Source organism: Romboutsia sp., from assembly GCF_056995035.1.
On the sequence record NZ_JBXKIW010000049.1, the window covers coordinates 89,837 to 116,262 of the forward strand.

The 26,426-nt window shown below is 30.6% G+C and carries 19 protein-coding genes; 6 read left to right on the top strand and 13 right to left on the bottom strand.

Features of this window, described 5'->3' with window-relative positions:
* Nucleotides 1–75 precede the first annotated feature (75 nt).
* Nucleotides 76–1,818 carry a flavin monoamine oxidase family protein gene (locus AC11VW_RS07855; RefSeq protein ID WP_484300857.1) on the top strand — a complete coding sequence of 581 codons (1,743 nt, stop codon included), beginning with the start codon at nt 76–78 and terminating at the stop codon, nt 1,816–1,818.
* A gap of 342 nt (nt 1,819–2,160) precedes the next feature.
* Here AC11VW_RS07855 and rlmD read toward each other — a convergent pair whose 3' ends face one another.
* From rlmD to AC11VW_RS07920, 13 genes are all read right to left on the bottom strand, one after another.
* The gene (gene rlmD, locus AC11VW_RS07860) at nt 2,161–3,519 is read right to left on the bottom strand and encodes a 23S rRNA (uracil(1939)-C(5))-methyltransferase RlmD (RefSeq protein WP_484300858.1); all 1,359 of its coding nucleotides are present in this window, start codon (nt 3,517–3,519) and stop codon (nt 2,161–2,163) included.
* A 76-nt stretch (nt 3,520–3,595) separates the two neighbouring features.
* Nucleotides 3,596–4,288: a hypothetical protein gene (locus tag AC11VW_RS07865; protein ID WP_484300859.1), complete on the bottom strand. Its 693-nt coding sequence runs from the start codon at nt 4,286–4,288 to the stop codon at nt 3,596–3,598.
* Nucleotides 4,289–4,542: 254 nt separating this feature from the next.
* Nucleotides 4,543–6,108, bottom strand: coding sequence for a sodium:neurotransmitter symporter family protein (locus tag AC11VW_RS07870; protein ID WP_484300860.1), 1,566 nt, complete (start codon nt 6,106–6,108; stop codon nt 4,543–4,545).
* A 236-nt stretch (nt 6,109–6,344) separates the two neighbouring features.
* A complete protein-coding gene (pyk, locus tag AC11VW_RS07875) occupies nt 6,345–8,105 on the bottom strand; it encodes a pyruvate kinase (protein WP_484300861.1) in 1,761 nt (586 codons plus the stop codon).
* A gap of 18 nt (nt 8,106–8,123) precedes the next feature.
* Nucleotides 8,124–9,083 (bottom strand): 6-phosphofructokinase, encoded by a 960-nt coding sequence (gene pfkA, locus AC11VW_RS07880; protein ID WP_484300862.1) that lies wholly within the window; start codon nt 9,081–9,083, stop codon nt 8,124–8,126.
* Nucleotides 9,084–9,289: 206 nt separating this feature from the next.
* On the bottom strand, nt 9,290–12,838 hold the full coding sequence (locus AC11VW_RS07885) for a DNA polymerase III subunit alpha (protein WP_484300863.1): 3,549 nt from the start codon (nt 12,836–12,838) through the stop codon (nt 9,290–9,292).
* Between the two features lie 199 nt (nt 12,839–13,037).
* Nucleotides 13,038–13,988: a DNA-binding protein WhiA gene (gene whiA, locus AC11VW_RS07890; RefSeq protein WP_484300864.1), complete on the bottom strand. Its 951-nt coding sequence runs from the start codon at nt 13,986–13,988 to the stop codon at nt 13,038–13,040.
* Nucleotides 13,989–14,004: 16 nt separating this feature from the next.
* A complete protein-coding gene (locus tag AC11VW_RS07895; protein ID WP_484300865.1) occupies nt 14,005–14,430 on the bottom strand; it encodes an NUDIX hydrolase in 426 nt (141 codons plus the stop codon).
* Between the two features lie 65 nt (nt 14,431–14,495).
* Nucleotides 14,496–15,605: a gluconeogenesis factor YvcK family protein gene (locus AC11VW_RS07900; protein WP_484300866.1), complete on the bottom strand. Its 1,110-nt coding sequence runs from the start codon at nt 15,603–15,605 to the stop codon at nt 14,496–14,498.
* Between the two features lie 13 nt (nt 15,606–15,618).
* Nucleotides 15,619–16,476, bottom strand: a complete 858-nt coding sequence (gene rapZ / locus AC11VW_RS07905; RefSeq protein WP_484300867.1) for an RNase adapter RapZ — start codon at nt 16,474–16,476, stop codon at nt 15,619–15,621.
* 19 nt (nt 16,477–16,495) lie between these two features.
* The gene (locus AC11VW_RS07910) at nt 16,496–17,209 is read right to left on the bottom strand and encodes a PHP domain-containing protein (protein WP_484300868.1); all 714 of its coding nucleotides are present in this window, start codon (nt 17,207–17,209) and stop codon (nt 16,496–16,498) included.
* Nucleotides 17,210–17,212: 3 nt separating this feature from the next.
* Nucleotides 17,213–18,127 (bottom strand): UDP-N-acetylmuramate dehydrogenase, encoded by a 915-nt coding sequence (gene murB, locus AC11VW_RS07915; protein ID WP_484300869.1) that lies wholly within the window; start codon nt 18,125–18,127, stop codon nt 17,213–17,215.
* Nucleotides 18,128–18,303: 176 nt separating this feature from the next.
* Complete coding sequence (locus AC11VW_RS07920) at nt 18,304–19,095, bottom strand: formate/nitrite transporter family protein (protein WP_484300870.1); 792 nt, start codon at nt 19,093–19,095, stop codon at nt 18,304–18,306.
* 288 nt (nt 19,096–19,383) lie between these two features.
* Between AC11VW_RS07920 and AC11VW_RS07925 the strand changes: the two genes are divergently transcribed.
* The 5 genes from AC11VW_RS07925 to AC11VW_RS07945 all read left to right on the top strand — a co-directional run bounded on the left by AC11VW_RS07925 (nt 19,384) and on the right by AC11VW_RS07945 (nt 26,386).
* Complete coding sequence (locus AC11VW_RS07925; protein WP_484300871.1) at nt 19,384–20,253, top strand: formate/nitrite transporter family protein; 870 nt, start codon at nt 19,384–19,386, stop codon at nt 20,251–20,253.
* Nucleotides 20,254–20,450: 197 nt separating this feature from the next.
* A complete protein-coding gene (gene cls, locus AC11VW_RS07930) occupies nt 20,451–21,938 on the top strand; it encodes a cardiolipin synthase (protein WP_484300872.1) in 1,488 nt (495 codons plus the stop codon).
* A 241-nt stretch (nt 21,939–22,179) separates the two neighbouring features.
* Nucleotides 22,180–22,677 carry an NADH-quinone oxidoreductase subunit NuoE family protein gene (locus AC11VW_RS07935; RefSeq protein ID WP_484300873.1) on the top strand — a complete coding sequence of 166 codons (498 nt, stop codon included), beginning with the start codon at nt 22,180–22,182 and terminating at the stop codon, nt 22,675–22,677.
* Nucleotides 22,678–22,690: 13 nt separating this feature from the next.
* Nucleotides 22,691–24,571 carry an NADH-ubiquinone oxidoreductase-F iron-sulfur binding region domain-containing protein gene (locus AC11VW_RS07940; protein ID WP_484300874.1) on the top strand — a complete coding sequence of 627 codons (1,881 nt, stop codon included), beginning with the start codon at nt 22,691–22,693 and terminating at the stop codon, nt 24,569–24,571.
* Nucleotides 24,572–24,592: 21 nt separating this feature from the next.
* The gene (locus AC11VW_RS07945) at nt 24,593–26,386 is read left to right on the top strand and encodes an NADH-dependent [FeFe] hydrogenase, group A6 (protein ID WP_484300875.1); all 1,794 of its coding nucleotides are present in this window, start codon (nt 24,593–24,595) and stop codon (nt 26,384–26,386) included.
* The last annotated feature ends 40 nt before the right edge of the window (nt 26,387–26,426 follow it).

Sequence of the window (26,426 nt, forward strand, 5' to 3'; positions counted from 1 at the left end):
TTTTATTCATTTTATAAAAATCATATTAATATACTTAAACTATATTAATATGATTTTTAAGGAGTTGAAATTATTATGAAAATAAGTTCTTTACCCACACAGCTTGATAACCCTACAAATTCACAAAGACATAAATTGCTTCGATATGCACTAAAAACTGTTAATCGTTTAGAAGATTTTAATAATATTATAGAATTATTAAATCCTCCCTCTGATATTACCACTATATCATCCCCAGGGAGATTTAAAGGAGTCAAAGTAGGGATAATCGGTGGAGGGTTAGCTGGTTTATCGTCAGCATTTGAACTTAGAAAGCTTGGTTTTGATACTACTATATTTGAAGCTTCTGAAGATCGTATAGGAGGAAGAGTTTATACTCACTATTTTGATGAAGGTAAAAATTTTTATGGAGAGCTTGGAGCTATGCGTATTCCAGTAAGCCATGAAACAGTTTGGCATTATATAAATCTTTTTAACTTAAATACAAGACCTTTTGTTCAAACCAATAAAAATGCCTTATTATATGTAAGAAACATAAGAGTTAGAAATGATCCTGAAGGAAAGAACGTAATGGAGAAAATTTATCCTGAATTTAATTTGAAATTATGGGAAAGAAATACGCCATGGCAAGAACTTCTACAGTATGGACTAGGTACTCCTTTAGCTAGTATTAATCCACATCTAAGAAAAGAAATTTTAGAGGTTAAACCTAAATATAATCCTCAGATTCAGTATTGGGACTATTATAATAATCGTCAAGTTCTTGAATCAATGAATTTAAGCCAAGGCGCTTTAAATTTATTAGGAAGTACTTCTCCTTTTGTAAGCTCTTTTTATTACAATGGTTATTCCGAAATATTACAAGAAGAGTATCCTGTAGATTTTTCATTTTTATATGAAATTATAGGTGGAACGGTTAATCTTCCTCTTTCTTTTTATAAATCTTTAACATCTCTAAATCCTGATGAATATATAAATATTTCAAATAATGATTTAGGAAAAGTAATATGGAAAAATGGAAATTCGGTTAGAGAGATTCATAAATCTCAAAAAGAAAACAAAGTTATATTAAGATATAAAAATAATCGTTCAGCAGAAACTTTACAAGAAACATTTGATTATGTTATTTGTGCTATACCACTTTCAAGCCTTCGAAATATTAACATTAATCCTTTGTTTAGCACCAGAAAAATGCAATCAATAAAAGAAGTTAACTATGCAAACTCTCAGAAAACATTATTTTTCTGTAATAAACGTTTTTGGGAAGAGCAAGGAATTATAGGAGGAGGTTCATATACTGATTTACCTATTACAAGTATTTGGTATCCCTCTGATCATGCAAAATGTATTGCTGATGATAACAATAGAAAATTTTGTTTTGGCGAATCTCCTTTTGATAATTGGGGACCTAGAAGAAATTGCTCATCCAATGATCCAGGAGTTCTTTTAGCATCATATAATCTTTCTTTAGATGCAGTAAGATTAGGAAATTTAAGTGAGGAACTGCATTTTACAGAAGTAAGAGAACAAGTAGAAGCTGTTCATGGTCTTAAAAAAAAATATCTTGATTCAGTAATAAAAGATTATAAAACTATACAATGGAATGAGGAACAAGGTTTTTATGGGGCTTTTGCTTATTTTTACCCACAACAGAAAAAAATTTTTTCGTATGCCATGATAAAACCAGAATATAATAACAGAGTATTTTTTGCAGGTGAACATACATCTGCTAAACATGCTTGGATGCAAGGAGCTTTAAATAGTGGAATGAAGGCAGCAAACTGTTTGGCAAAATATTGTAAAATTCATAGAAGTTAAAATAATAGAGCAATTAATAGCTAATTTTCAATCCATCTAGGATTATTCTGATAATGAACAGAAACAGATAATCCTAACTGGCTTGATATCTAAAATTATTATTACTCTAGATAGAGTAGTTATTATTTGGAATTTTAGTTAGTATTTTTTATATAACTTACAATCTCTACGTATGTTTTGATATAAAGATAATACTGATACATGTAATATTTATTTTGCGTAAAGGTACAACCCCCTAAAAACAAGGGGGCCGTAAAATTTTATAGGTTACTTCTAAGTAAATCATATAATAAAACACTCTTCAATTTTTTATTTAAATTCTCTAAATCCTTTGATATAATGCTATTTCTTCTCTATCTTTGCGACACACTCTACGTGCATTGTATGAGGGAACATATCTACTGGTTGTATTTCAGTGCATTTGTATCCTCTTTCATCTAAGTAATTTAAATCTCTTGCTAATGTAGCCGGATTACAAGAAACATAAACCACTTTGTCTGGTGACATAGATACTATCGTATCTAATACCTTCTCATCGCATCCTTTTCTAGGAGGATCTACTACTACAACATTAGCAGTTTTTCCTTCTTTGTACATATTAGGAACAACTTCTTCAGCCTCTCCCACATAAAATTCTACATTATCTAAATTGTTTAACTTTGCATTTATCTTAGCGTCAGTTATAGCATCTTTTACTACCTCTATTCCATAAACCTTTTTGGCTTTTTGTGCTAAAAATAAAGATATAGTTCCTATGCCACAGTATATATCAAATACAGTATCATTTTCCTGTAAATCAGCGTATTCTAGTGCCTTGTTATATAATACTTCAGTTTGTATAGGATTAACTTGGAAGAATGATAATGGAGATATTTCAAATACTAAATCTCCTATATAATCATTGATCTTTCCTTCTCCATATATAATATTATTCTCTTTACCTAGTATCACATTAGTTTTTGCTTTATTTACATTAACAACTAATGTCTTAAATCCAGGCACATTTTCTTCTAATACTGATGCTAATTCTTTTAAATATGGTAATTTTTTTCCGTTTGCAACTAATACCACCATAACTTCATTAGTCGTAAATCCAATTTTAGTAACCAAATGTCTTAACACACCTGTATGCGATTTTTCATCATAAATACTTACACCATATGCCTTTATATAAGTTTTTACTATTTTCATTATCTTATCATTTACATCATGTTGTATCACGCACTTATCCATAGATATAACATCATGGCTCTTTTTCTTATAAAAACCTATAGCCGGTGCATTATTTATTTTTTGTATAGGGAATTGAGCCTTATTTCTATATCTGCATGGTTCGCCCATTCCTATTGTGTCGTATACCTTAACATTTTCTAATTTTCCGATTCTACTTATAACTTGCTTTACTTCATTTGTTTTTATATCTAACTGCTTTTGATAATCTAGTTCTTGTATTTGACACCCTCCACAATCTTTAAGACTATCACTACATATTCTATCAACTCTGAAAGGCGATTTTTCTACTATCTCAACCATATCTCCCACAGCATAATTTTTTTTAGATTTACTTATTCTAACTTTAACTTTGTCTTCTATTAATCCGCCCTCTACGAAGACTGTAAAACCATCATGTTTTCCTACTCCAACTCCACCTTGACCTATATCAACTATATCTACAATGTACTCTTTATTTTTTGATAACATTATGATATCCTCCGTCCATGTATTTTAAGAAACTTAAGGTTTTATTTTACCAAAAAAATAGAGGCTTAGAAAGCCCCTATATAAATAAATCTCTACTTTTATATCCTCTGTATAGTTGTAAACAAGCAAACATTAGTAATATGCATCCAAATAATGGTCCTATATATACTAATTTTTCTGCTAAGCCTTGAGCAACCCCATTATCAACAATTGCTTTTACAGCTCCTGTATAATCTATTTTTGCATTGATTCCATATCTTATCCATGTAAAAGAAGTCATAAGTGCAACTGGAACTAGACTCATTGTCATATAAAATCCAGATACAGATCTTTTCTTTACTCCTTTTAATCCCAAATATATCGGTAAGAAAAATAATACTGGCAATATAAATCCATAAAATTGTGGTGATAATGCTAAAAATAATATTGCACTAAATAAAAAACTTGTTATGTATTTTCTTAAATAATTTGTTTTTCCTTCAAAATCATATAATGATGCTTTTAAATATCTTATATATACTTCTACACTTGTTTCTAATTTATCCTTATCCTTCGATGATTTTAATTCTTTTATAAGTTCTATCCCTTTTGAATTTAATTTATTATATTGAGTTTTCATATTTTCTGGAATATCTACATTATTATATCTATTATATAGTTTGTCTAATTCTAATTTATATTTTTTCTTTTTAGTATTTTTTATAATGTTAACTTTGCCTATTTCTAATTTTAATTGATTTACTGTGGTCATAACTAAATTCGCATTCATTGTAATCGCCCCCTTTAAGTATATAATACTATACAAAACATTTTTTTGTCAGAATATTTATTATATTTATTTTTAAATTTATATAATATTTAGTCAAAAAACCCTACCTTATATTTAAGTAGGGTTTTTTGTATTTTTACTTCTGATCTTTTACTATTTTACGCATTGATACTCCTACACAAATAATTATGGTAGACCATATTACACCCATAAATCCCCATGCCATACCTGTCATAATTTTAACCCCCTCTTTTTTACGAAGTTGTTACCTTATTAGATTCTATTTCATCTTTATATTTATTCTTAATTGATTTGTATGATTGTATAAATCCTATTAATAATACTCCAAATACAGCTATTCTAGCTAAGTTAACCCAAATAGCAAACTCTGGTATATCTGCTATATAGCTAGGTGTTACTTTAAAGTTACCCGCTATCCAATAATCTCTTGTAAAGAATACTAAGAATGTTATTATTGTAACTGGTGTTAAGAATTGATGGAATAATCTAAAGAACCACTTAGGTACTTTCCATAATCCACCTACATTCATTTCTTCAAGAGCTTTATCTTTAACACACCAACCAATTACTATTATTTCTATTAATCCTAAAACGATTAATAAATAGTTACCTATCCAGTTATCTACTTCTGTGAAGTAAATTAAGTTAGCACTTTGAGTTAATATTGACTCTAAAGCTATTGGTGCTCCTACTATCAAGTATCCAATGAATACTATCCAAGCACCTTTCTTTCTTTCTATTCCAGCATCTTCTTCTAGTAATGCAACTAAGTAGTTATACATTGCTATCGCAGATGTTATACCAGCAAAGAATAATAATAAGAACCACATAGCTCCAAATATTCCTCCACCAGTCATTGTACTAAATACGTTAGGTAATGCTATAAATGCTAAACCTATACTTCCTTTTATACCTTCTGGTCCTAAGAATGCATAAGCTATAGGTATAACTGCTGTACCACCTAATATAACTTCTGCAAACTCATTTAAAGAGATTGTAGCAACAGATGCGGTTACTATATCTTCATCTGGTTGTAGATATGAAGCATAATTCTGTATTATACCCATTCCTAAAGATAACGTGAAGAATATTTGACCTGCTGCAGCTATTGCAGATTGCCAAGATAATTGACTAAAGTCTGGGTTCCATATAAAGTTTAATCCTGCCAATGAACTCCAGTCAGGATTAACAGGTGATCCTAATGTTAAAGATCTTATTCCTAAAATTATACCAAATACATAAAGTACTGGCATCATTATTTTAGCCCAAGACTCTATACCTTTTTGTATACCTTTCATTACTGCAAATGCTAAGAAAAGTAATGATATAACCCAGAATATTAAATTCTTTGGATCTTGAATATAATTTACAAAAAATCCTCCTGGGTCTCCATTGTATCCTCCTGTTATTGAATTAAATGCAAATCCTAATGACCATCCTATAATGTGATTGTAATAAGAGTTAACTAAAATTGTAACTCCAAATGCTATCATTCCACATAAAGCTCCAACTATAATTGCTTTTTTGGGTTTCATTGCTTGCTTTGCTTGTAAATACATCATAGGCCCTAATGTACCATGACCATGCTTACCACCATAACGTCCTATACTCCATTCTACCCACATTACAGGTATACCTATAACTATTAGCGCGAAGAAGTATGGTATCATAAATGCTCCTCCACCATTTGAAGCAGCTACATACGGGAATCTCCAGAAATTCCCTAGTCCAACGGCATTTCCTGCCATTGCTAATATAAGACCAATTTTTGAACCCCAATTTTCTCTACTTTCACTCATTAGTCTATCCCCCCTTTTTTTATATTTATGCTTAAGATTAAAAAATTATGATTTTTTAGCCACACTTTTTATTTTGAATATTCTGAATATTTTTGTCGTAAAATAACCACTAAGTTTTCAATTAAACTTAGTGGCTTAATGTGTAACTTATAAAATATAGTATCACCCTTATAATATATTTTCAAGTTATTTTTATAAATTTTCAGAAAATTTTAAATTTTCAATTTAATTCATTTTTATAAAACTCTAGTTGAACCTCTGTATACTACTCCTCTTGAAGAGTCTACAGTTACAACTTCTCCATCTTGAACTAAGTTCATTATGTTGCCAGCAGACAATACAACTGCCTTGTCTAAATTTAATCCTACTATTGCTGCATGAGAAGTCATTCCGCCTTCTACAGTTACTATAGCAGCTGATTTTTCTATACAAGAATTCATTTCTATATCAGTCATATTAGTAACTAATATATCTCCTTCATTGAAATCTTTGCAGCCTTCACCACTCTTAACTATACGAACCTTACCTTCTACAGTTTTACTTCCTACACCGATTCCTTTAACTATTTCTTCACTTATAACATGAACTTTTATTAAGTTAGTAGTTCCGCTTATACCAACTGGTACTCCAGCAGTTATAACTACTAATTCACCATTTTTTATATAGTTAGCGCTTCTAGCTGCTTCTATCGAATTTTCTATAACTTCATCTGTATTTTTTGAATCTGCTGATTTAATACTGTAAACTCCCCAAGTAAGAGCTAATCTTCTCATAACTTTTTCATCATTAGTAGTAGCTACTATTGGACACTTAGGTCTAAATTTTGATACCATCCTTGCAGTATGTCCTGAAGAAGTTGAAGTTATTATAGCTGATGCATCTAAATCTACAGCCGTTGAACACGTTGCATGACTTATAGCATCTGTAACCGTTGAGTTATTTTTTGAATTTTGCTTTAATAAATTATTGTAGTCTAATGTTTGTTCTGTTCTTTTCGCGATTGTAGCCATAATTTTCACAGATTCTACAGGATATTTTCCTGCAGCAGTTTCTCCAGATAACATTATTGCATCTGTTCCATCGTATATAGCGTTTGCAACATCAGTAACTTCTGCTCTTGTTGGTCTTGGATTTCTCATCATAGAATCAAGCATTTGAGTAGCAGTTATTACAGGTTTTGCTAATTCATTACATTTCTTTATCATCATTTTTTGTACTACTGGTATATCTTCTGTTGGTATTTCAACCCCTAAGTCTCCTCTAGCAACCATTATACCATCAGAAACTTTTAATATTTCATCTAAATTATCTACACCTTCTTGGTTTTCTATCTTAGATATTATTTGTATATCTGTAGCATTGTTTCTTTCTAATATTTCTCTTATAGCTAATACGTCAGATGCTTTTCTAACAAATGAAGCTGCTATATAATCAATTCCTTGACTTATACCAAATTCTATATCACTTATATCTTTTTCAGTTATAGCTGGTAAGTTTATCTTTACTCCTGGTACGTTTACTCCCTTATGGTTTTTAACTATACCTGAGTTTTCAACTGTACAAACTATATCATCCCCATTTATTTCATTAACTCTTAATCCAACTAAACCATCATCTATTAATATAGTATCTCCTGGTACAACATCGTTTGCAAGGCTCTTGTAACTTACTGTACACATTTCTTTAGTTCCTAAAATATCTTTCATAGTTACAATAAACTTTTGACCTTCTTCTAATAAAACTTCTGGTGCATCAAAGTTACCTGTTCTTATTTCTGGTCCTTTAGTGTCTAATAAAAGTGCTACTGGTTGATTTAATTTTTCTCTAACTTTTTTAGCCATATCTAATCTATCCTTATGCTCTTCATGAGATCCATGTGAAAAGTTAAATCTGCATACGTTTAACCCATTTTCAACAAGTTGAGTTAAAACTTCTTCTTTTTCTGATGCTGGTCCTAATGTACAAACTATTTTAGTCTTCTTGATATCTTTTAACATAATATATGTTCCTCCTAATTATATAGATAGTATTTTTACCATTTCATAAGTATCTTTATCAAATGCTCTAGTCATTGATAAAGCTTCATTTATTTCCATATCAATTATCTTGTTATCTTTAATACCTACTACTCTAGCAGCTTTTCCATCTAATAATAGTTCTACTGCTCTAACTCCCATTCTACTAGCTAATATTCTATCGAATGCAGTCGGGCTTCCACCTCTTTGTACATGTCCTAATACAGTAACTCTTAAATCAGCTTGAGTTTCTTTAACTATTTCTTTCCCTAGATCTTGTGCATTTCCTACACCTTCTGCTAGAACTATGATACTATGTCTTTTACCTCTTTTTTGAGTTGTTTTTAGTTTATTGCATACATCTTCAACTTTGTAGTCTACTTCAGGAACTATTATAGTTTCTGCTCCACCTGCAAGACCTGAATATAAAGCTAAATCTCCACAGTGTCTTCCCATAACTTCTACTATGTTAACCCTTTCATGAGAAGAAGATGTATCTCTTATTTTACCTATAGCATCTATTATTGTATTCATTGCTGTATCAAATCCTATAGTATAATCAGTGTATGCTAAATCATTATCTATAGTACCTGGTATTCCTATAGCTGGAAACCCTAAATCAGTTAACTTTTGTGCACCAGCAAATGATCCATCTCCACCTATAACAACTAAGCAATCTATTCCATATTTCTTTAATACCTTTACTCCTACTAGTCTACCTTCTTCTGTTTTAAACTCTTCACATCTAGAAGACTTTAGTATAGTTCCACCTCTATGTATAATATCTCCAACAGAAGATAAATTCATTTCTTGAATATCTTCTTCTATTAATCCCTTGTATCCTCTGTTAATTCCGTATACTTTACATCCATAGTATATTGCAGACCTTACAACAGCTCTTATGGCTGCATTCATTCCTGGAGCATCTCCTCCACTTGTCAATATTCCTATAGTTTTCATAGTGTTACCTCCTATTTATCTATTTTGACAACACAGGGACTTTCTGTGTCCCTGTGTTAATTTTTAATCCCATCAAGGTTAAAAAAATTAGAGCCATTAAAACACTCATTTTATGATATTATACCACAATATGAACCATTTTTTTCATAATATTATTACATTATAAAATTTCTATTTTAATATTCTAATTTTTTTACCTTTTTATACTACTTTTTTACTTTTATATTTTGTTTTGGCAATATTTTTTCTAATTCTCTCAATAAATCTGTTGAAATATACACATTTAGACCATTCCATTTGTATAATTGTTTTGAATCCTCCGCATATAAATATATATCCTCTGTACCTGAATATTTTTTAGATATTCCTGTAATGAGATCAATTATGTCCTTATTGTTAAAACTATCTATTTTTAAATATAAACCTAATTTTGAATTTTTGTTAGTTTTCAAATCTACTTCATTATTATAATTATATTTTGAATTATATTTATTTTCATCAAATTTAGAAGAATCATTTATATCTTTAAACCCTCTAGCTATAAGTTTTGCATTTTCATCTTCTTTTATACTTAAGCTACCTTTTACATATATAATATTATCTTCATTTAGTATATGATTATATTTTTGTAATAATTGAGGAAATACTATTATCTCTATAGTTCCATATAAATCTTCAAGTTCTATGAATGCCATTATATCGTTTCTTTTTGTGGTTTTTATAGTTTTATTGACTATCATACCACCCATTATAACTTCTCTTTCATCCAGAGCTACGTAACTTTCAGCATCCTCTTTTAAAGCATTTAATTTACCATTATCTATAGAGGTATTTCTTTGTATTTCTTTTTCAAACTCTGCTAACGGATGTCCACTTACATACATACCTAATACATCTTTTTCTAAACTAAGCCTTTCTCTTTCCTCATACTCCTTTAGTTTTGGAATGCTGCTAACCTCTTGCAGGTGATTAGTTTCTTCTTCTCCTCCAAAAGCATCAAATAAAGATATCTGACCCTGTAGATTTTTCTTTCTATCCATCGCTATACTATCTAGTAAATTTTCATATCCAGACATTAAACTTGCTCTATTTTCACTTATTTCATCAAATGCACCACATTTTATTAAACTTTCTATAACTCTTTTATTTGTATCTTTTGAATCTAATCTTTTTGCTAAATCTCCAAAATCTACAAATAATCCATTTCTTTTTCTTTCATCTATGATGTTGTTGATAATATTTACTCCTACATTTTTAACAGCAGCTAAACCAAATCTTATATTATCACCTTCAACTGAGAATTTCGAAAAACTCTTATTGATATCAGGCTTTAATACTTGTATGTCTAATGCACTACATTCTCTTGTGTATTCAACTACCTTATCTGTATTACCCATTACACTTGTAATTAAAGCTGCCATAAATTCCACTGGATAGTATGATTTTAAATATGCTGTTTGATATGATAAAACTCCATATGCCGCTGCATGACTCTTGTTAAACGCATATTTTGCAAAATCTATCATGTCATCAAATATTTTATCTGCTATGTCTTCTGGTACCCCATTTCTGACACATCCATTTATTTCTATATGACCATTTTCATCTTCTTTACCATGTATAAAGTATCTTCGTTCTTCTTCCATAACATCCATCTTCTTTTTACCCATAGCTCTTCTAACTAAGTCGCTACGGCCATAACTATACCCTCCAAGATCTCTAACTACCTGCATTACTTGTTCTTGATATACAAGACATCCATAGGTAACTTCCATTATTGGTTTTAATTTTTCATGCAAATATTTCACGTGATTTGGATTATTTTTATTATCTATATACGTAGGTATAGAATCCATTGGACCCGGTCTATATAATGATATTCCAGCAACTATATCCTCAAAATTATCCGGTGCTAATTGTTTCATGAAAGTTCTCATGCCAGCACTTTCTAACTGGAATATACCTAGTGTATTTCCTGATGATAAAAGTTCATAAACCTTTGGGTCATCATAATCCATTTTTGAAAAATCTATTTTTTTATTATGATTTTTTTGTATTAATTCTAATGCGTCTCTTATTACAGTAAGTGTTCTTAATCCAAGGAAATCCATTTTTAAAAGCCCAAGTTCTTCTAATGTAGTCATAGTAAACTGGGTTGTTATAGATTCTTGATGTTTGTACAATGGAACATATTCATCTACTGAGTTTTTAGATATAACTACACCTGCAGCATGTGTTGACGCATGTCTTAACATTCCTTCTATCTGTCTTGATACATCTAAAATTTCTTTAGTTTCTTTATCTTGCTCATATAAAGTTCTTAGATTTGGATTAGTTTCTAGAGCTTTATCTATAGTCATTCCAAGCGCAAAAGGTATTTCTTTAGCTATTTTGTCAACTTTGTTATATTGTATATCTAATACTCTACCAACATCTCTTATAGCTGCTTTTGCTCCCATAGTTCCGAAGGTTATTATTTGTGCAACATGGTCATCTCCATATTTTCTTTTTACATAATCAATAACTTCTTCTCTTCTTTCATAACAGAAATCGATATCTATATCGGGCATAGATACACGCTCTGGATTAAGAAAACGCTCAAACAGTAACGAATATTTTATAGGATCTATATCAGTAATTTTAAGAGTATATGCAACTATTGAACCTGCCGCACTACCTCTACCTGGACCTACCATTATATTATTTTCTCTTGAAAAATTTATAAAATCCCAAGTTATTAAAAAGTATTCTACATAACCCATTTTCTCAATTACATTTAACTCATAGTTAAGTCTATCTATAACTTCTTGATCCGGATTTTTATATCGTTCTTCTAATCCCTTGAAGCACAGCTCTCTCAAGTAGCTATCCGGTTTATAACCATTAGGTACATCATATTGAGGAAGATGTATCGTGTTAAAGTCAAATTCTATGTTACATTGCTCTGCTATTTTTAATGTATTTTCTACTGCATCTATTGCATAAGGGAATAATTCTTCCATTTCTTCCCTTGATTTTAAATAAAATTCATCACTTCCGAACCTCATTCTATTTGGGTCATTTACCATTTTTCCCATTTGGATGCACATAAGTACATCATGTATTTTTGAATCCTCTTTATTTACATAGTGGATATCATTTGTAGCTACCAACTGTATCCCAGTTTCTTTTGAAATCTTTACTAGTCCAGAATTTACCTCTCTTTGTTCAGGTAAATTATGATCCTGTATTTCTAAATAATAATTTTCTTCTCCAAATATATCTCTGTATTCTAAGGCTAAGTTTTTAGCTTTATCATAATTTCTATCCATAAGTGCCTGAGATACATCTCCTGCTAAACAAGCAGATAATGCTATTATCCCATCACTATATTTTCTTAACTCGTCCATGTCTACTCTTGGTTTGTAGTAAAATCCTTCTACATATGATGTAGATACTATTTTTATCAAGTTCTTATATCCATCCATGTTTTTAGCTAATAAAACTAAATGCCCTTGCCTCTTATCATAATTAGGATCCTTGTCTCTTAATGTACGAGGTGCAGTGTAAACCTCACAGCCTATTATTGGCTTTATTCCTTCTTTTTTAGCTGTTTTATAAAAATCTATTACACCAAACATACAGCCATGATCAGTTATTGCAATTGAACTCATATTTAATTCTTTAGCCCTAGCAATAAGTTTCTTGATTCTTGAAAATCCATCAAGTAAGCTATATTCCGTGTGAACATGAAGATGTACAAAATCTTTGTTCACTACATCACCTCCTGTCTTATCTTTTAATATTACCACAAAATTATAATTTTCTTTAATGTAAAAAAGTCTTCAATTTAAGATTTATAAGGAAGACTTTTTTGAAGCACATATACGAAAATTATATTTATCCACAGCTTTAAAATGAATATAATTTCCTATGTGCTATAAAAAGAGGTTATATTAAATATAACCCCCCACTTTATAATTGTTTATCTCTTAGCTTATTAGCAATTTCTTCGATTTTTCTTAGTCTGTGATTTACTCCAGATTTTCCTATAGGAGGATTTAACATCTCACCTAGCTCCTTTAATGTCATATCTTCACACTCTACTCTAAGCTTTGCTATTTCTTGTAAATTTTCAGGTAAACTACTTATCCCCACTGTAGCCTGTATAAATTTGATATTTTCAACTTGCCTAACTGAAGCGTTTACGGTCTTAGAAAGGTTTGCTGTTTCACAATTAACTATACGATTAACATTATTTCTCATAGCTTTTACTATTTTAGTACTTTGAAGACTTAAAAGAGCATGATGAGCTCCTATAATGCTTAATAAATCTGATATTTGTTCACTTTCTTTTAAGTATACAACGTAGTTATTTTTTCTTGATACTATTTTACAGTTAAATCCTGAAGAATTTATAAGATCTTTTAGTGACTCTGCAAAATCCTGATTATTTGTCACAAATTCCATGTGGTAATTTTTACCTGGATTACTTATTGAACCTCCACCAAGAAATGCGCCTCTTATAAATGCACTCTTACATTCATCATGCTCTATAAGGTTAGTTGGTACTTTATTTAAAGTATAAAATACATCCCCTGGTGCTAAAATTCCAAGTTCCTTTATAAGTTTCTCCGCTCCCATTTCACTTGTTACCATAAGAACATAACTATTGTTTCGTTTTAACATTTGGTTCTTATTTACAGAAATAGTTGTATTTATACCAAAGTTTTGCTTTAATAACTTAAATATTTTACGAGCTATTGAATTTAACTCCGTTGTTATTTTCAAATTTAATTTTTTATAACCTACAATTTGTATACTTCCTGCCAATCTTACTAACGCTGCTAGTTCAGTTACATTACAACAACGGTTCTCAGATGTAACCCTTGATAACTCATTTTTTGTTTCAGCTGAAAAAGACATCTACATCACCCATTAACTATTTCTTTTTTAATCTTTTTTTTATTTCCTGTAATGCTACTTTAATTATTTCCTTCTCATCATCATATCTAGCTAAATCTACGACTCTATCTAAATGTATAAACTTAGCATCAATGAATCCTTCTTCCTTTTGGGGTATTGTGTCCATGCCTCTAGCTTGCATTAAATACCAGAAGACAGTTTTATGAACTGCTCTATTTTCATCCCAATTTTCTTTGAAGGTATAATGAATCTCTCCTAAATACTTTAATATATCTGCTTTCGCTCCAGTTTCTTCTAGCACTTCTCTTAGTGCTGCTTCTTGCCTGTTTTCTCCTTCTTCTACCTTTCCTTTTGGTAAAACCCAATCTCCATTGAATTTTCTAAGCAAAAGTATGGCATTGCCAAACAGTACTACACCACCGGCACTAACCTCTTCTCTCATAGATGTTCACTCCTTAAAACTAACATAATAATAAGGATTTCTACATAAAACTTTAAAATCCTTTTTTACTTGCTTGTATCTTCTTTATGACTTAGTGCCAAATTAACAATTATATTAGAAATATATTTTGCATCATGCCTAATATAATTGCTTTTTATTTCAATCAAGTTTTCTTCTATAGTTTTTACTCTCATACTTTTAAGTGTATCTTTTTGAGCTTTATCTAATAAAACTTGCTTTGCTCCATCTTTTTGATATATTTCAAATATAGCATCTGGCAATATTTCATTATTCACTATTACATAATCAAGTATGTTTTCTTTCGTATGTCTAACTATAGCATCTACATGATCTAGTACATTATGATTATCTGTTTCTCCTGGCTGAGTCATTATGTTAGATATATATACTTTAGGAGCATTAGATTTTTTAATAGCTTCTACTACTCCTTCTACCAATAAATTTGGCATTATACTTGTATATAAACTTCCTGGTCCCATAACAATTATATCAGCATTTGCAATAGAGTTAATTACTTCATCTAGAGGCTTTACATCTGTTGGGTCTAAATATACCCTGTCTATTGAACTATTTTGATTTCTAACCTCTTCAGGTATAATTGACTCACCTTTTACTCTATTTCCGTTTTCTAATTGAGCAATCAATTTTATATCTTCTAATGTTACAGGTAAAACTTTTCCTGTAATCGCAAATATCTGGCTCATTTTATATACAGCTATTTCAAAATTTCCATATAATCCATTCATAGCTGCTAAAAATAAATTTCCAAAGCTTTGACCTTTTAAAGCTCCTTCTGTGAATCTATATTTCATTACTTCATTCATAGTAGGTTCTATATTTGCAAGGGCTAGCAGGCAGTTCCTTATATCTCCCGGTGGTAACATTCCTAAATCTTCTCTTAAAACCCCTGACCCACCACCATCATCAGCAACTGTTACTACTGCTGTGATATTTTGGGTAAAATGTTTTAATCCTCTTAGAAATACTGATTGCCCTGTACCTCCACCGATCACTAATACTTTAGGCCCTAAATATTCTTTATTCCTTATACGCAATGATTGTACTTTTTCTCTTATTATTTTTTTGTATAAGTATAGAGACACTATTAGCGCAATCCATCCTGTTACCCCTACTACTATAAATATACTTGTCATTTTTGCCTCCGTATTATCTTAACATAAAGTCTCTATGTTTCTTAACCACTCTATATCCTTTATTAGTTAATTCATCGTATATAAGATTTGATATAGTTACTGACCTATGTCTTCCTCCTGTACACCCTATTCCTATTACTAAATGCTGCTTTCCTTCTTCTATATACTGAGGAACTAAAAACTGTATCATATCATTTAATTTAAGATAGAATTCTTTACTTATCTTCGAATCCATAACATAATCTCTAACTTCTTGGTCATCACCTGTTTTAGGCCTTAGTTCTTCTAAATAGTATGGATTTGGTAAAAATCTAACATCAAATACTAAATCACAATCAGCTGGTATACCATGTTTAAATCCAAATGATACTACTGATATAGTTAATTTATTACTATCGTCTCCCTCACTATATATTTTATCTATTTCTTCTTTTAAATCTTTAGGCTTCATATTTGTTGTATCTATTATACAATCTGATATTTCCTTTAGTGGCTCCATTATCTCTCGTTCCATCTTTATACCTTCTGGTATTTGCATAGTTGATGATAATGGATGGTTTCTTCTTGTCATTTTATATCTTTTTAATAAGACATCATCTGAACAATCTAAGTATACCATTTCATATTTATAATTTGCTTTCTTTAGATAGTTTAAACTCTCGTGAAGAGCTTTAAAAAACTTTCTACCTCTTATATCTACTCCTAATGCTACCTTATCGATGCTTGAATTTGGTAGATAACATAATTCTGCAAACTTAGTTATTAAGGCAGGAGGTAAGTTATCTACGCAGTAAAAACCCATGTCCTCTAAAGCTCTCATTGTTTCGCTTTTACCTGATCCTGAAAGGCCTGTAACTATTACAAATTTCATATTTACTCCCCCTCTTAACCTATATTTTAATATTTTCTACTAATGATAAATCTAGGTTAGCTTCTCTTATGTTTTTCATAGCTAATTCAAAGTTACCTACATTTTCTGGTTTATGAGCATCAGATCCTATAATAAATTTATTTCCTATATGCTTAATTCTTTTTAATTGATTAGCATTTAAAAAACCATGGCTACTATTTATTTCTAACTTAGTGTTTGTTTCTTTAGCAACTTTAGCAATTTCTTCTATATAAACATCTCCCTTGTCTCCAGGGTGAGTTATTATAAATATATTATTTTTTTTCATAGTATTTATTATAGCATTCGTATTGTATTCTTTAGATTTCTCACTTTTGATAATATAATTGTTGCAATGGTTAATCATACTCTTGATAGATGTTGGGACAGATGCAAAATGGTATCCTGCCATAACGTAATCTAATATGTCTTCAACCTTTTCATTCTTATCTATATTACCATTTTCATCCAATATATTACATTCCATTCCTAAAAGTATGTCTATATCAGTATATTTAAGATTTAACTTATCTATTTCTTCTCTCATCGTATAAAGATTTTTTACCTTTACTCCATAAGTCATATGTTTATATCCATGATCTGATATTCCTATAGTCTTTATACCTTTAGATATAGCTTCTTTTACATTATCCTCTATTGATCCTTTACCGTGGCTATACACAGTGTGTGTGTGATAATCTGCTAGTATTTGCATTTACTAATCCTCTCCAAGTATTTTAACTTCTTCCTCAAGCATTATTCCAAATTTAGCATTTACAGTACTTTTTACTACATACATTAACTCTAATAAGTCTTTAGCATTAGCATTTCCTAAATTAACAACAAATCCGCAATGTTTTTCTGATACTTGTGCTCCTCTTAAAGTAAGACCTCTAAGTCCACTATCTTCTATTAATTTCCCTGCAAACTGTCCTACTGGTCTTTTAAACGTACTACCAGCACTTGGTAAACTTAATGGCTGCTTTGTAACTCTTCTTTGTGTAAAATCAAGCATTGTAGCTTTTATTTCATCATAGTTTCCTTTTTCAAGCTCTATTTCCGTTGATAAAACTATATAATCTGTTTTTGAAAGTATACTTCTTCTATATGCAAATTCCATTTGTTCATTTGTAAATTCAAATATATTTCCATCTGTGTCCATAACTCTTACAGATTTAACTATATCTTTCATTTCTCCGCCATAAGCACCTGCATTCATTGCTAAAGCTCCACCTAATGTACCTGGTATACCTGCTGCAAACTCAAATCCTTTTAATTCTTCTCTTAAAACTGCCTTCCCCACTACAGAAAGTAATGCTCCAGCTTGAATTTTTATAGTTGTTCCTTCTATTTCAAATTTATTAAAGTTGTTAGATATTTCTATTACAACTCCTCTTATTCCACCATCTTTTATTAGTAGATTGGACCCATTTCCAATTATTAAATATGGAACATTTTCTTTTTTTATTAATCTTATTATATCACTTAATTGTTTTTCTGTTGTTGGCTTAACTAATATATCTGCAGGTCCCCCAACTCTAAAAGAAATATGTTTTTTCATAGGCTCATCTATTTTTACATTTTCCTTATCTACTATATTTAATAAACTTTCATATATATATTCCTTGTTCATATATTTCCTCCTAGTTTATACTATTTATTCATTATTTATCTATATTAAACTATATTATTAATTTCATCTATTTATATATAATAATGTATTAAAAAAAAAATAACAATATATAAAGACTTTAAACTTCATTAAAAAAGCGTTGATATCACTATATCAACGCATACATTTTCTTTAATTTAATTAGTAGTTTTTACTTTATTATCTCTTTTTAAATAGCAATTATGATATATAAAAGGAATTATAATCGCTCCTCCAACTATATTACCTAGTGTTACAACTACTAAGTTAGTTATTAAATGACCTATTGTAACTTGAGCACCTAGTATCATTCCCATTGGTAGAAAGAACATATTTGCAACACTATGCTCAAATCCACATAAAACGAATAACATTATAGGGAACCAACATGCAAATATTTTTGATACTATATCTTGACCTGCTGTTGCCATCCATACTGCCAAAACAACAATTATATTACAAAGTATAGCTCTTAAAAACGCTTGAGAAACTGTAAGTGCTGCTTTAGCTTCTGCTATTGCCACAGCTTTTGTTGCTGCATCTCCACTTAATGTTCCTGCGTAGAATACTACTAACACTAACAGTACTGACCCTATAAAATTAGTAACATATACTATTCCCCAATTTTTAAACATTTGGCCCATTGTTATTTTCTTTTCCATAACAGCTAACGTCATTAAGCAATTTCCTGTAAATAATTCAGCTCCACAAATTACAACTAACATAAGTCCAATAGGGAATATTGTTGCTCCAACAAACCTTCCTAGACCTGGGTCTATACTCGAAATCGTTTGCCCGATTAGTATATTCCCTAATCCCCCTAAACCTATAAAAATACCTGCAAGTATTCCTAATAATATACAAGATTTAGTTGCTAATCCTACTTTCTTAATACCTACATTTACTGTAGCAGTTGCTATTTCCCCGGGTGTTAACATTCTTTTGTCCATAAATCCACCCCCATTTTATTTGTTAATAAACGTTCAAAAACATTATAGCACCGTTTTTCTGAGTTTTGTTAAATTATGGTATTGTATACACTAAACTTAAATATACATTTAGTTTTATATTTCCAAGTATATTCATTTTTATAAAAAATATGTTTAACATAATTTAACTTTAGCTGTTTAATGTATACAAAACTATTTTTTTGTTATATAATTACTACTGTTATATTTTTCGACAAAAAAATTCATATTTTGAATTATTATATAAAAATTTTTAAGGAGGACTTTTAAATGTCAGATAAAAAAATGCTTATGCCTGCTGAAATAGCTGAATACACTATTCAAGCTGGAATTAAAAAGGCTAATACACCTAACAAAAAAGTTTTAGCTTCTGCTTTCTTAGCTGGTGCTTATATAGCATTCGGTGCTTTAGGATCAATTGCTGCAGCTTATAATTTATTAGCAAACCCTGCTACTTACGGATTAGGTAAAATGGTTGCTGGACTTATGTTCCCTGCTGGACTTCTATTTGTTTTAATCGCTGGTGCAGATTTATTTACTGGTAACATACTTATAACTTTAGCTGCTTTAACTAAAAAAGTTACTTGGAATCAAACATTCAAGAACTGGGCTTTAGTTTGGATAGGAAACTTAGTAGGTGCTGCTTTAGTTGCATGGATGGTTAGCCTATCAGGTGTGTTTGAATGGAGTGAAGGATTATACGGTGGAGTTATAGTAAAGAATGCTATCGGAAAACTTGGACATACATGGACTGCTGGTATAGCTTCTGGTATATTATGTAACTGGATAGTTTGTGTTACTGTTTGGATGACTTATGGTGCTAAAGATATAGCTGGTAAAGTATTAAGTGGATTTATGGGTATATTCTTATTCGTATGTACTGGATTTGAGCATAGTGTTGCAAATATGGGATACTTATTTGCTGGTTTCTTTGCTAAGGCTAACCCTGAATTCTTAGAAGCTGCTCATAAAACGGCTGCTGATGCTTCTATTATAAATATTCCTAGTATATTGATGAATAACTTAATACCTGTTACAATAGGTAATATAATAGGCGGTGCAGTATTCGTTGCTGGCATATACTACTTCTTATATGTTAATAAGGATGAAGAATCAGTAGACGCAAAGAAAGTTTCATAATAAAGTTAAAATTTAATATAATATATATTTATTATAAGAGGTTGTTCTATTTTAAAATAGTTCATCCTCTTTTTATGTTTTAAAAACACTTGATAATATTAAATTATCTATTTTTTATTTCTTTATAAACTATTTACTATATAATATTATTATATTTCTTTTATCTATTATTTTAATTTTACAAAGGAGGATAAATATTGACGAACTTATCATTTTTAAAAGATTCAGCTTATGAAATAGGTATTACCGCAGTATATATAATTAATTTTTTAGTTAGCTTAAATCTTGTCTTTAGAGAAAAACGTAGTATAGAAACTACAGTTGCATGGGTATTAATACTAAGTACAATCCCAGCTTTAGGATTCATTTTATATTTTTGTTTTGGTCGTGGTATATCTAAAGATAATATGTTTAAAATTAAAGAGGCTGAGGACAAAATAATAAAAAATAACATTTTAGATACACATGTAAAATTAGAATACCCTAATAAATTTGATCCTACTGTAGTTGATCATCGAGATATGATTTATGCTTTAGCTAATTCAAATAATGCTCACTTTACAGATAATAATACTGTTGATATATATGCCCAATGCAATGGATTTTTTGATTCCTTATTGGATGAACTTAAACAAGCTAAAGAATATATAAATATACAGTTTTATATATTCAAAGATGATGATATAGGAAATAAGATTATAGATATTCTTTTAGATAAAGTAAAAAAAGGCGTTGAAGTAAGACTTTTATATGATGCCGTTGGTAGTAGACTGTTAACAGACAAATCTATAGTTAAATTAAAAAAAGGCGGAGTCAAAGTAGGTGCATTCTTCCCTTCTTTTATGAAACTTGTAAACTTCAACTTAAATTATAGAAATCATCGTAAAATAGTTGTGATTGATGGTAAGGTTGGATTTGTTGGTGGTAATAATATTGGAGATGAATACTTAGGTAAAGATCCCAAGTTCGGTAATTGGAGAGATACTCATCTTAGACTTACCGGGGACTGTGTAAGAGATCTTAATATAAGATTTATCCTTGATTGGAGATATACAACTAATGAAGATTTAGATTTAAATAAATATTTTAATGATGATTGCTGTACTACTAGCGATAATACTACTTCTAATAATATTGGTATTCAAATAGTATCTAGTGGCCCTGATATAACAGAGTTAGATGAAATAAAGTATGGTTACATAAAAATGATTCAAAGCGCTAAAAAATACGTATATATACAAAGTCCTTACTTTATTTTAGATAAAACCCTTACTGATACCTTAAAAATAGCATGTTTATCTGGTGTAGATGTTAGAATTATGATTCCTTCTAAACCTGACCATCCATTTGTTTATTGGGCATCATGCTCATATGCTGGAGAGTTATTAAAATTCGGGGCTAAACTTTATACGTATGATGAAAATTCATTCTTACACGCTAAGACTATTGTTATGGATGATGCCATCTGCTCTGTCGGTACTGCTAATATGGATATAAGAAGCTTTGAACTTAATTTCGAAGTAAATGCTTTTATATACTCTTGTGAGATTGCCAAAAATCAAAGACTAATTTTCGAAAATGATATATTAAATTCTAAGGAAGTTACATTAGATTTATATAATTCAAGATCTACTAGCATAAAAATTAAGGAGTCTATTTCTAGACTATTATCACCAGTTCTATAAAATTCAGTATAAAAAAATTTTAAAATTCTTGTTATATATCTAGCTATAGCAAGAATTTTTTACTATGTGAATTAACATAATATTTTAATTTTTTTGCTAAGTCATATTTTTCACCATTTTCATACTTTTATATATTATAATGTACTTATAATATATGAAAGTATATTATAGGGGGTTTTCATATGTCAGTTAATTATTTTTAATTAAATATAATAACTTTAAAATGGAAAGGGGAATTCATATGTGCGATTTTGTTTCACGCAACAAACAGTTATTTGAACAATTAGATAGCTTTATTGATGGTCTTCCAACTAAAAAAGGTGCTTTAATACAAGTACTGCATCATGCTCAGGGTATATTTAGTTATCTTCCTAAGGAAGTACAACTTCATATAGCTAAAGCTCTAGATATTGCTCCATCTAAAGTTTATGGAGTTGTAAGCTTCTATTCTTATTTTACAACTGAACCAAGAGGAGAATACAAAATAAGCGTATGCTTAGGTACTGTATGCTTTGTCAAAGGTGCTGATAAAATCTTAGCTGAGTTTGAAAAACAACTTGGAATTAAAGCTGGTGAGACTACTAAAGACCTTAAATTTACTCTTGAAGGATTAAGATGTGTTGGTGCCTGTGGACTTGCTCCAGTAGTAGTAGTAAATGGAAAAGTTTATGGGCATGTTACACCTGAAAAAGTTAGTGAAATATTAGACCATTATAAAGAATTAGAATTAAGTTGCTAAGGGGGGATAGATAATGAGTAAAATAAAATCATTTAATGAGTTAAAAAATTTAGTTTCTGAGTTAAAGCCTGCTCTTGATATGAGAGAAAATCATACTAAAGAAGATATTACTAAGAGAGAAATCTTGGTTTGTGGTGGTACTGGGTGTACATCTGCAGGTAGTATGAAAATAATTGAAAATTTAAGGACTGAAATAAAAAAAGCAGGTCTTGAGAATGAAGCTGAAGTACACTTGACAGGTTGTTTTGGATTCTGCGCTAAAGGTCCAATAGCTAAAGTTTTTCCTGATAACGTTTTCTATATCCAAGTTACTCCTAATGATGCTGAAGAAATAGTAAAAGAGCATTTAGTTAACCATAGAGTTGTTGAAAGATTATTATTTGAAGAACCAGATCTTGATCATAAAAAAGTTGAAAAGCATGATGATATGTCGTTCTATAAAAAGCAATCTCGTGTTGCTCTTAGAAATTGTGGTCATATCAACCCTGAAGACGTAAATGAATATATAGGATGTAACGGATATGCCGCTTTAGGTAAATGTATCTCTGAATGTTCTCCAGAAGAAGTTATATCAGAAGTTAAAGCTTCTGGACTTAGAGGTAGAGGTGGTGCTGGCTTCCCTACTGGTGTTAAGTGGGAATCTTCTGCTCAAACTCCTCCAGGTCAAAAATATGTTATATGTAATGCTGATGAAGGTGACCCAGGTGCATTCATGGATAGATCTATACTTGAAGGTGACCCTCATAGTGTATTAGAAGCTATGGCTATATGTGGTTACGCTATAGGTGCAGATACTGGATATATTTATATAAGAGCTGAATACCCTCTTGCTATAGAAAGATTAAAGGTCGCGATAGATCAAGCTGAGAACGCTGGAGTTCTTGGAAATAATATATTGGGTACTGATTTTAACTTTAAAATAGAATTGAAATATGGTGCTGGAGCATTCGTTTGTGGTGAAGGTACTGCATTAATAAATTCTATAGAAGGTAAACGTGGTGAGCCTAGGATGAAAACGTTTAGTTCATCTAAGCGTGGTTTATGGGATGTCCCTACTTGCTTAAACAACGTTGAAACTTTTGCTAATATACCTGCAATAATTAATGAAGGTGCTTCTTGGTTTACTGAATACGGTACTGAAGATTCTCCAGGAACTAAGGTTTTTGCCCTTGGTGGAAAAATCAATAATGTTGGTCTTGTTGAAGTTCCAATGGGAACTACTTTAAGAGAAATAGTATATGAAATAGGTGGAGGTATACCTGAAGGTAGAGAGTTCAAGGCTGTTCAAACAGGTGGACCATCTGGTGGATGTATATCTTCTGATAACTTAGATACTCCTATAGATTTCAAATCATTAGGTTCAATAGGATCTATGATGGGTTCAGGTGGTATGCTTGTTCTTGATGATTCTGACTGTATGGTTAATATATGTAAATTCTTCCTTGAGTTTACTGTTGAAGAATCTTGCGGTAAATGTACTCCTTGCCGTATAGGTAATAAAAGATTACTTGAGATGTTGGAAAAAATAACAGAAGGTAAAGGAACTGTTGAAGATTTAGATAATTTAAGAGAATTAGCTACAACTATAAAAGAAACATCTTTATGTGGACTTGGAAAATGTGCTCCTAACCCAGTTTTAAGTACTCTTAATAACTTCTATGATGAGTATTTAGCTCATGTTGTAGATAAAAAATGTCCTTCTGGAAAATGCCAATCTTTATTAGATTTTGTTATAACTGATGCATGTAAGGGATGTACTAAGTGCTCTAAAGTATGCCCTGCTGGTTGTATAACTGGTAAAGTTAAGGAACAACATGAAATAGATATTACTAAGTGCTTAAAATGCGGTGCTTGTATGGATAGCTGTAAATTCAATGCTATCATTAAACAATAATTTAGTTTAAGGGGGATATCAATGAATTTAGTAAACTTAATTATAAATGGTAAGTCTGTATCAGTACCTAAAGGTACTACTATATTAGAGGCTGCTAAACAAGTAAATGTTAAAATACCTAATCTTTGTCACTTACATATGGATGAGATAAGCATGGTCAATCAATGTGCATCTTGTCGTGTTTGTATGGTTAGTGCTGGTAGAGGTTTAGCTCCTGCTTGCGGAACACTTGTTAAAGAAGGAATGAAAGTTCAAACTAATACTAAAGAAGCTTTACAAGCTCGTAAAAACGTTGTTGAATTATTATTATCAGATCACCCACAAGATTGTTTGGCTTGTGAAAAGAATTCAAACTGCGAATTACAAAGTATAGCTGCTGATTTAGGTATAAGAGAAATAAGATTTAAAGGGGAGCAATCAACTGCTCCAACAGATACTTCTTCTAAATCAATAGTTAAAGACCATGACAAATGTATATTATGTAGAAGATGTGAAACTATGTGTAATGAAGTTCAAACTGTAGGTGTTTTATCTGGAATTAGCCGTGGATTTAATACTGAAGTTGGTACTTTCTTCAATGCTGATTTATGCGATACTGAATGTACTTACTGTGGTCAATGTATAGCTGTTTGCCCAACAGGTGCTTTAACCGAAGTTAATAATATCCCTGTAGTATGGGATGCTCTAAACCAAAGAGAAAAAACTGTAGTAGTTCAAGTTGCCCCAGCAGTAAGAGTTGCTATAGGTGAAGAATTTGGATTAGAACCAGGGTCTATATCTACGGGTAAGATGGTTGCTGCTTTAAGAGCTCTTGGATTCAAACATGTATTTGATACAAACTTTGCAGCTGACCTTACCATATTAGAAGAGGCTTCTGAGTTCTTACACAGACTTCAAGAAGGCCATAATCTTCCAATATTAACAAGTTGCTGTCCTGCATGGGTAAATTTTGTAGAAGGAAATTATCCTCAATTATTAAATCTTCCTTCTAGCTGTAAGTCTCCTCAAGAAATGTTTGGTGCTATAGCTAAAAACTACTTTGGACCTAAGGTTGCAAATGTAGAACCAAAGGATATGTATGTTGTTTCAGTAATGCCTTGTGTTGCTAAGAAATATGAATGTGCTAGAACTGAATTAGGTCAAGAAGAAGTTCTCGATGTTGATATAGTTATAACTACTAGAGAACTTGCTAAAATGATAAAAGAAGCTGGAATAGATTTATTAAATCTTGAAGAAGAATCTTTTGATAGTCCTTTAGGTGAATCTACTGGTGCCGCTGTTATATTCGGTGCTACTGGAGGGGTTTCCGAAGCTGCTCTTCGTACTGCATATGAATGGGTAACTAATAAAGAGTTAGCTGATGTTAATTTCACTCAAGTAAGAGGATTAGAAGGAATAAAAGAAGCTAGTATAGATATAGATGGTACAGTAGTTAGTGTTTGTATCGCTAGTAGCCTTGGAAATGCTCGAAAAGTTATGGATGAGGTTGCTAAAGGTAATTCTAAATATCACATTATAGAAATAATGGCTTGCCCTGGTGGATGTGTAGCTGGTGGAGGTCAACCATATCATCATGGTGACTATGATGTAGTTAAGAAGAGAGCTTTAGGATTATATAATATAGATATCAATAAAGAGATTCGTAAATCTCATAAGAACCCTGCTATAGTTGCTTTATATGATGAGTTCTTAGGAAAACCTTATGGAGAAGCTGCTCATAAATATCTTCATACTCACTACTTTGATAAGAGTGTAGTTTATGAAACAAATTGTGGTGAATGTACTTGTTCTAAAGAAGCAGAAGCTACTGTTTAATAGAGATTTCTTATAGTTAATACAAAAGGACATGAAACTA

Coding starts and splice junctions, on each gene's coding strand:
- AC11VW_RS07855 (WP_484300857.1), top strand. CDS start 76: ATGAAAATAAGTTCTTTACCCACACAGCTTGATAACCCTACAAATTCA.
- rlmD (WP_484300858.1), bottom strand. CDS start 3,519: ATGTTATCAAAAAATAAAGAGTACATTGTAGATATAGTTGATATAGGT.
- AC11VW_RS07865 (WP_484300859.1), bottom strand. CDS start 4,288: ATGAATGCGAATTTAGTTATGACCACAGTAAATCAATTAAAATTAGAA.
- AC11VW_RS07870 (WP_484300860.1), bottom strand. CDS start 6,108: ATGAGTGAAAGTAGAGAAAATTGGGGTTCAAAAATTGGTCTTATATTA.
- pyk (WP_484300861.1), bottom strand. CDS start 8,105: ATGTTAAAAGATATCAAGAAGACTAAAATAGTTTGTACATTAGGACCA.
- pfkA (WP_484300862.1), bottom strand. CDS start 9,083: ATGAAAACTATAGGAATATTGACAAGTGGAGGAGATGCTCCAGGAATG.
- whiA (WP_484300864.1), bottom strand. CDS start 13,988: ATGTCTTTTTCAGCTGAAACAAAAAATGAGTTATCAAGGGTTACATCT.
- AC11VW_RS07895 (WP_484300865.1), bottom strand. CDS start 14,430: ATGAGAGAAGAGGTTAGTGCCGGTGGTGTAGTACTGTTTGGCAATGCC.
- AC11VW_RS07900 (WP_484300866.1), bottom strand. CDS start 15,605: ATGACAAGTATATTTATAGTAGTAGGGGTAACAGGATGGATTGCGCTA.
- rapZ (WP_484300867.1), bottom strand. CDS start 16,476: ATGAAATTTGTAATAGTTACAGGCCTTTCAGGATCAGGTAAAAGCGAA.
- AC11VW_RS07910 (WP_484300868.1), bottom strand. CDS start 17,209: ATGCAAATACTAGCAGATTATCACACACACACTGTGTATAGCCACGGT.
- murB (WP_484300869.1), bottom strand. CDS start 18,127: ATGAACAAGGAATATATATATGAAAGTTTATTAAATATAGTAGATAAG.
- AC11VW_RS07920 (WP_484300870.1), bottom strand. CDS start 19,095: ATGGACAAAAGAATGTTAACACCCGGGGAAATAGCAACTGCTACAGTA.
- AC11VW_RS07925 (WP_484300871.1), top strand. CDS start 19,384: ATGTCAGATAAAAAAATGCTTATGCCTGCTGAAATAGCTGAATACACT.
- AC11VW_RS07935 (WP_484300873.1), top strand. CDS start 22,180: ATGTGCGATTTTGTTTCACGCAACAAACAGTTATTTGAACAATTAGAT.
- AC11VW_RS07940 (WP_484300874.1), top strand. CDS start 22,691: ATGAGTAAAATAAAATCATTTAATGAGTTAAAAAATTTAGTTTCTGAG.
- AC11VW_RS07945 (WP_484300875.1), top strand. CDS start 24,593: ATGAATTTAGTAAACTTAATTATAAATGGTAAGTCTGTATCAGTACCT.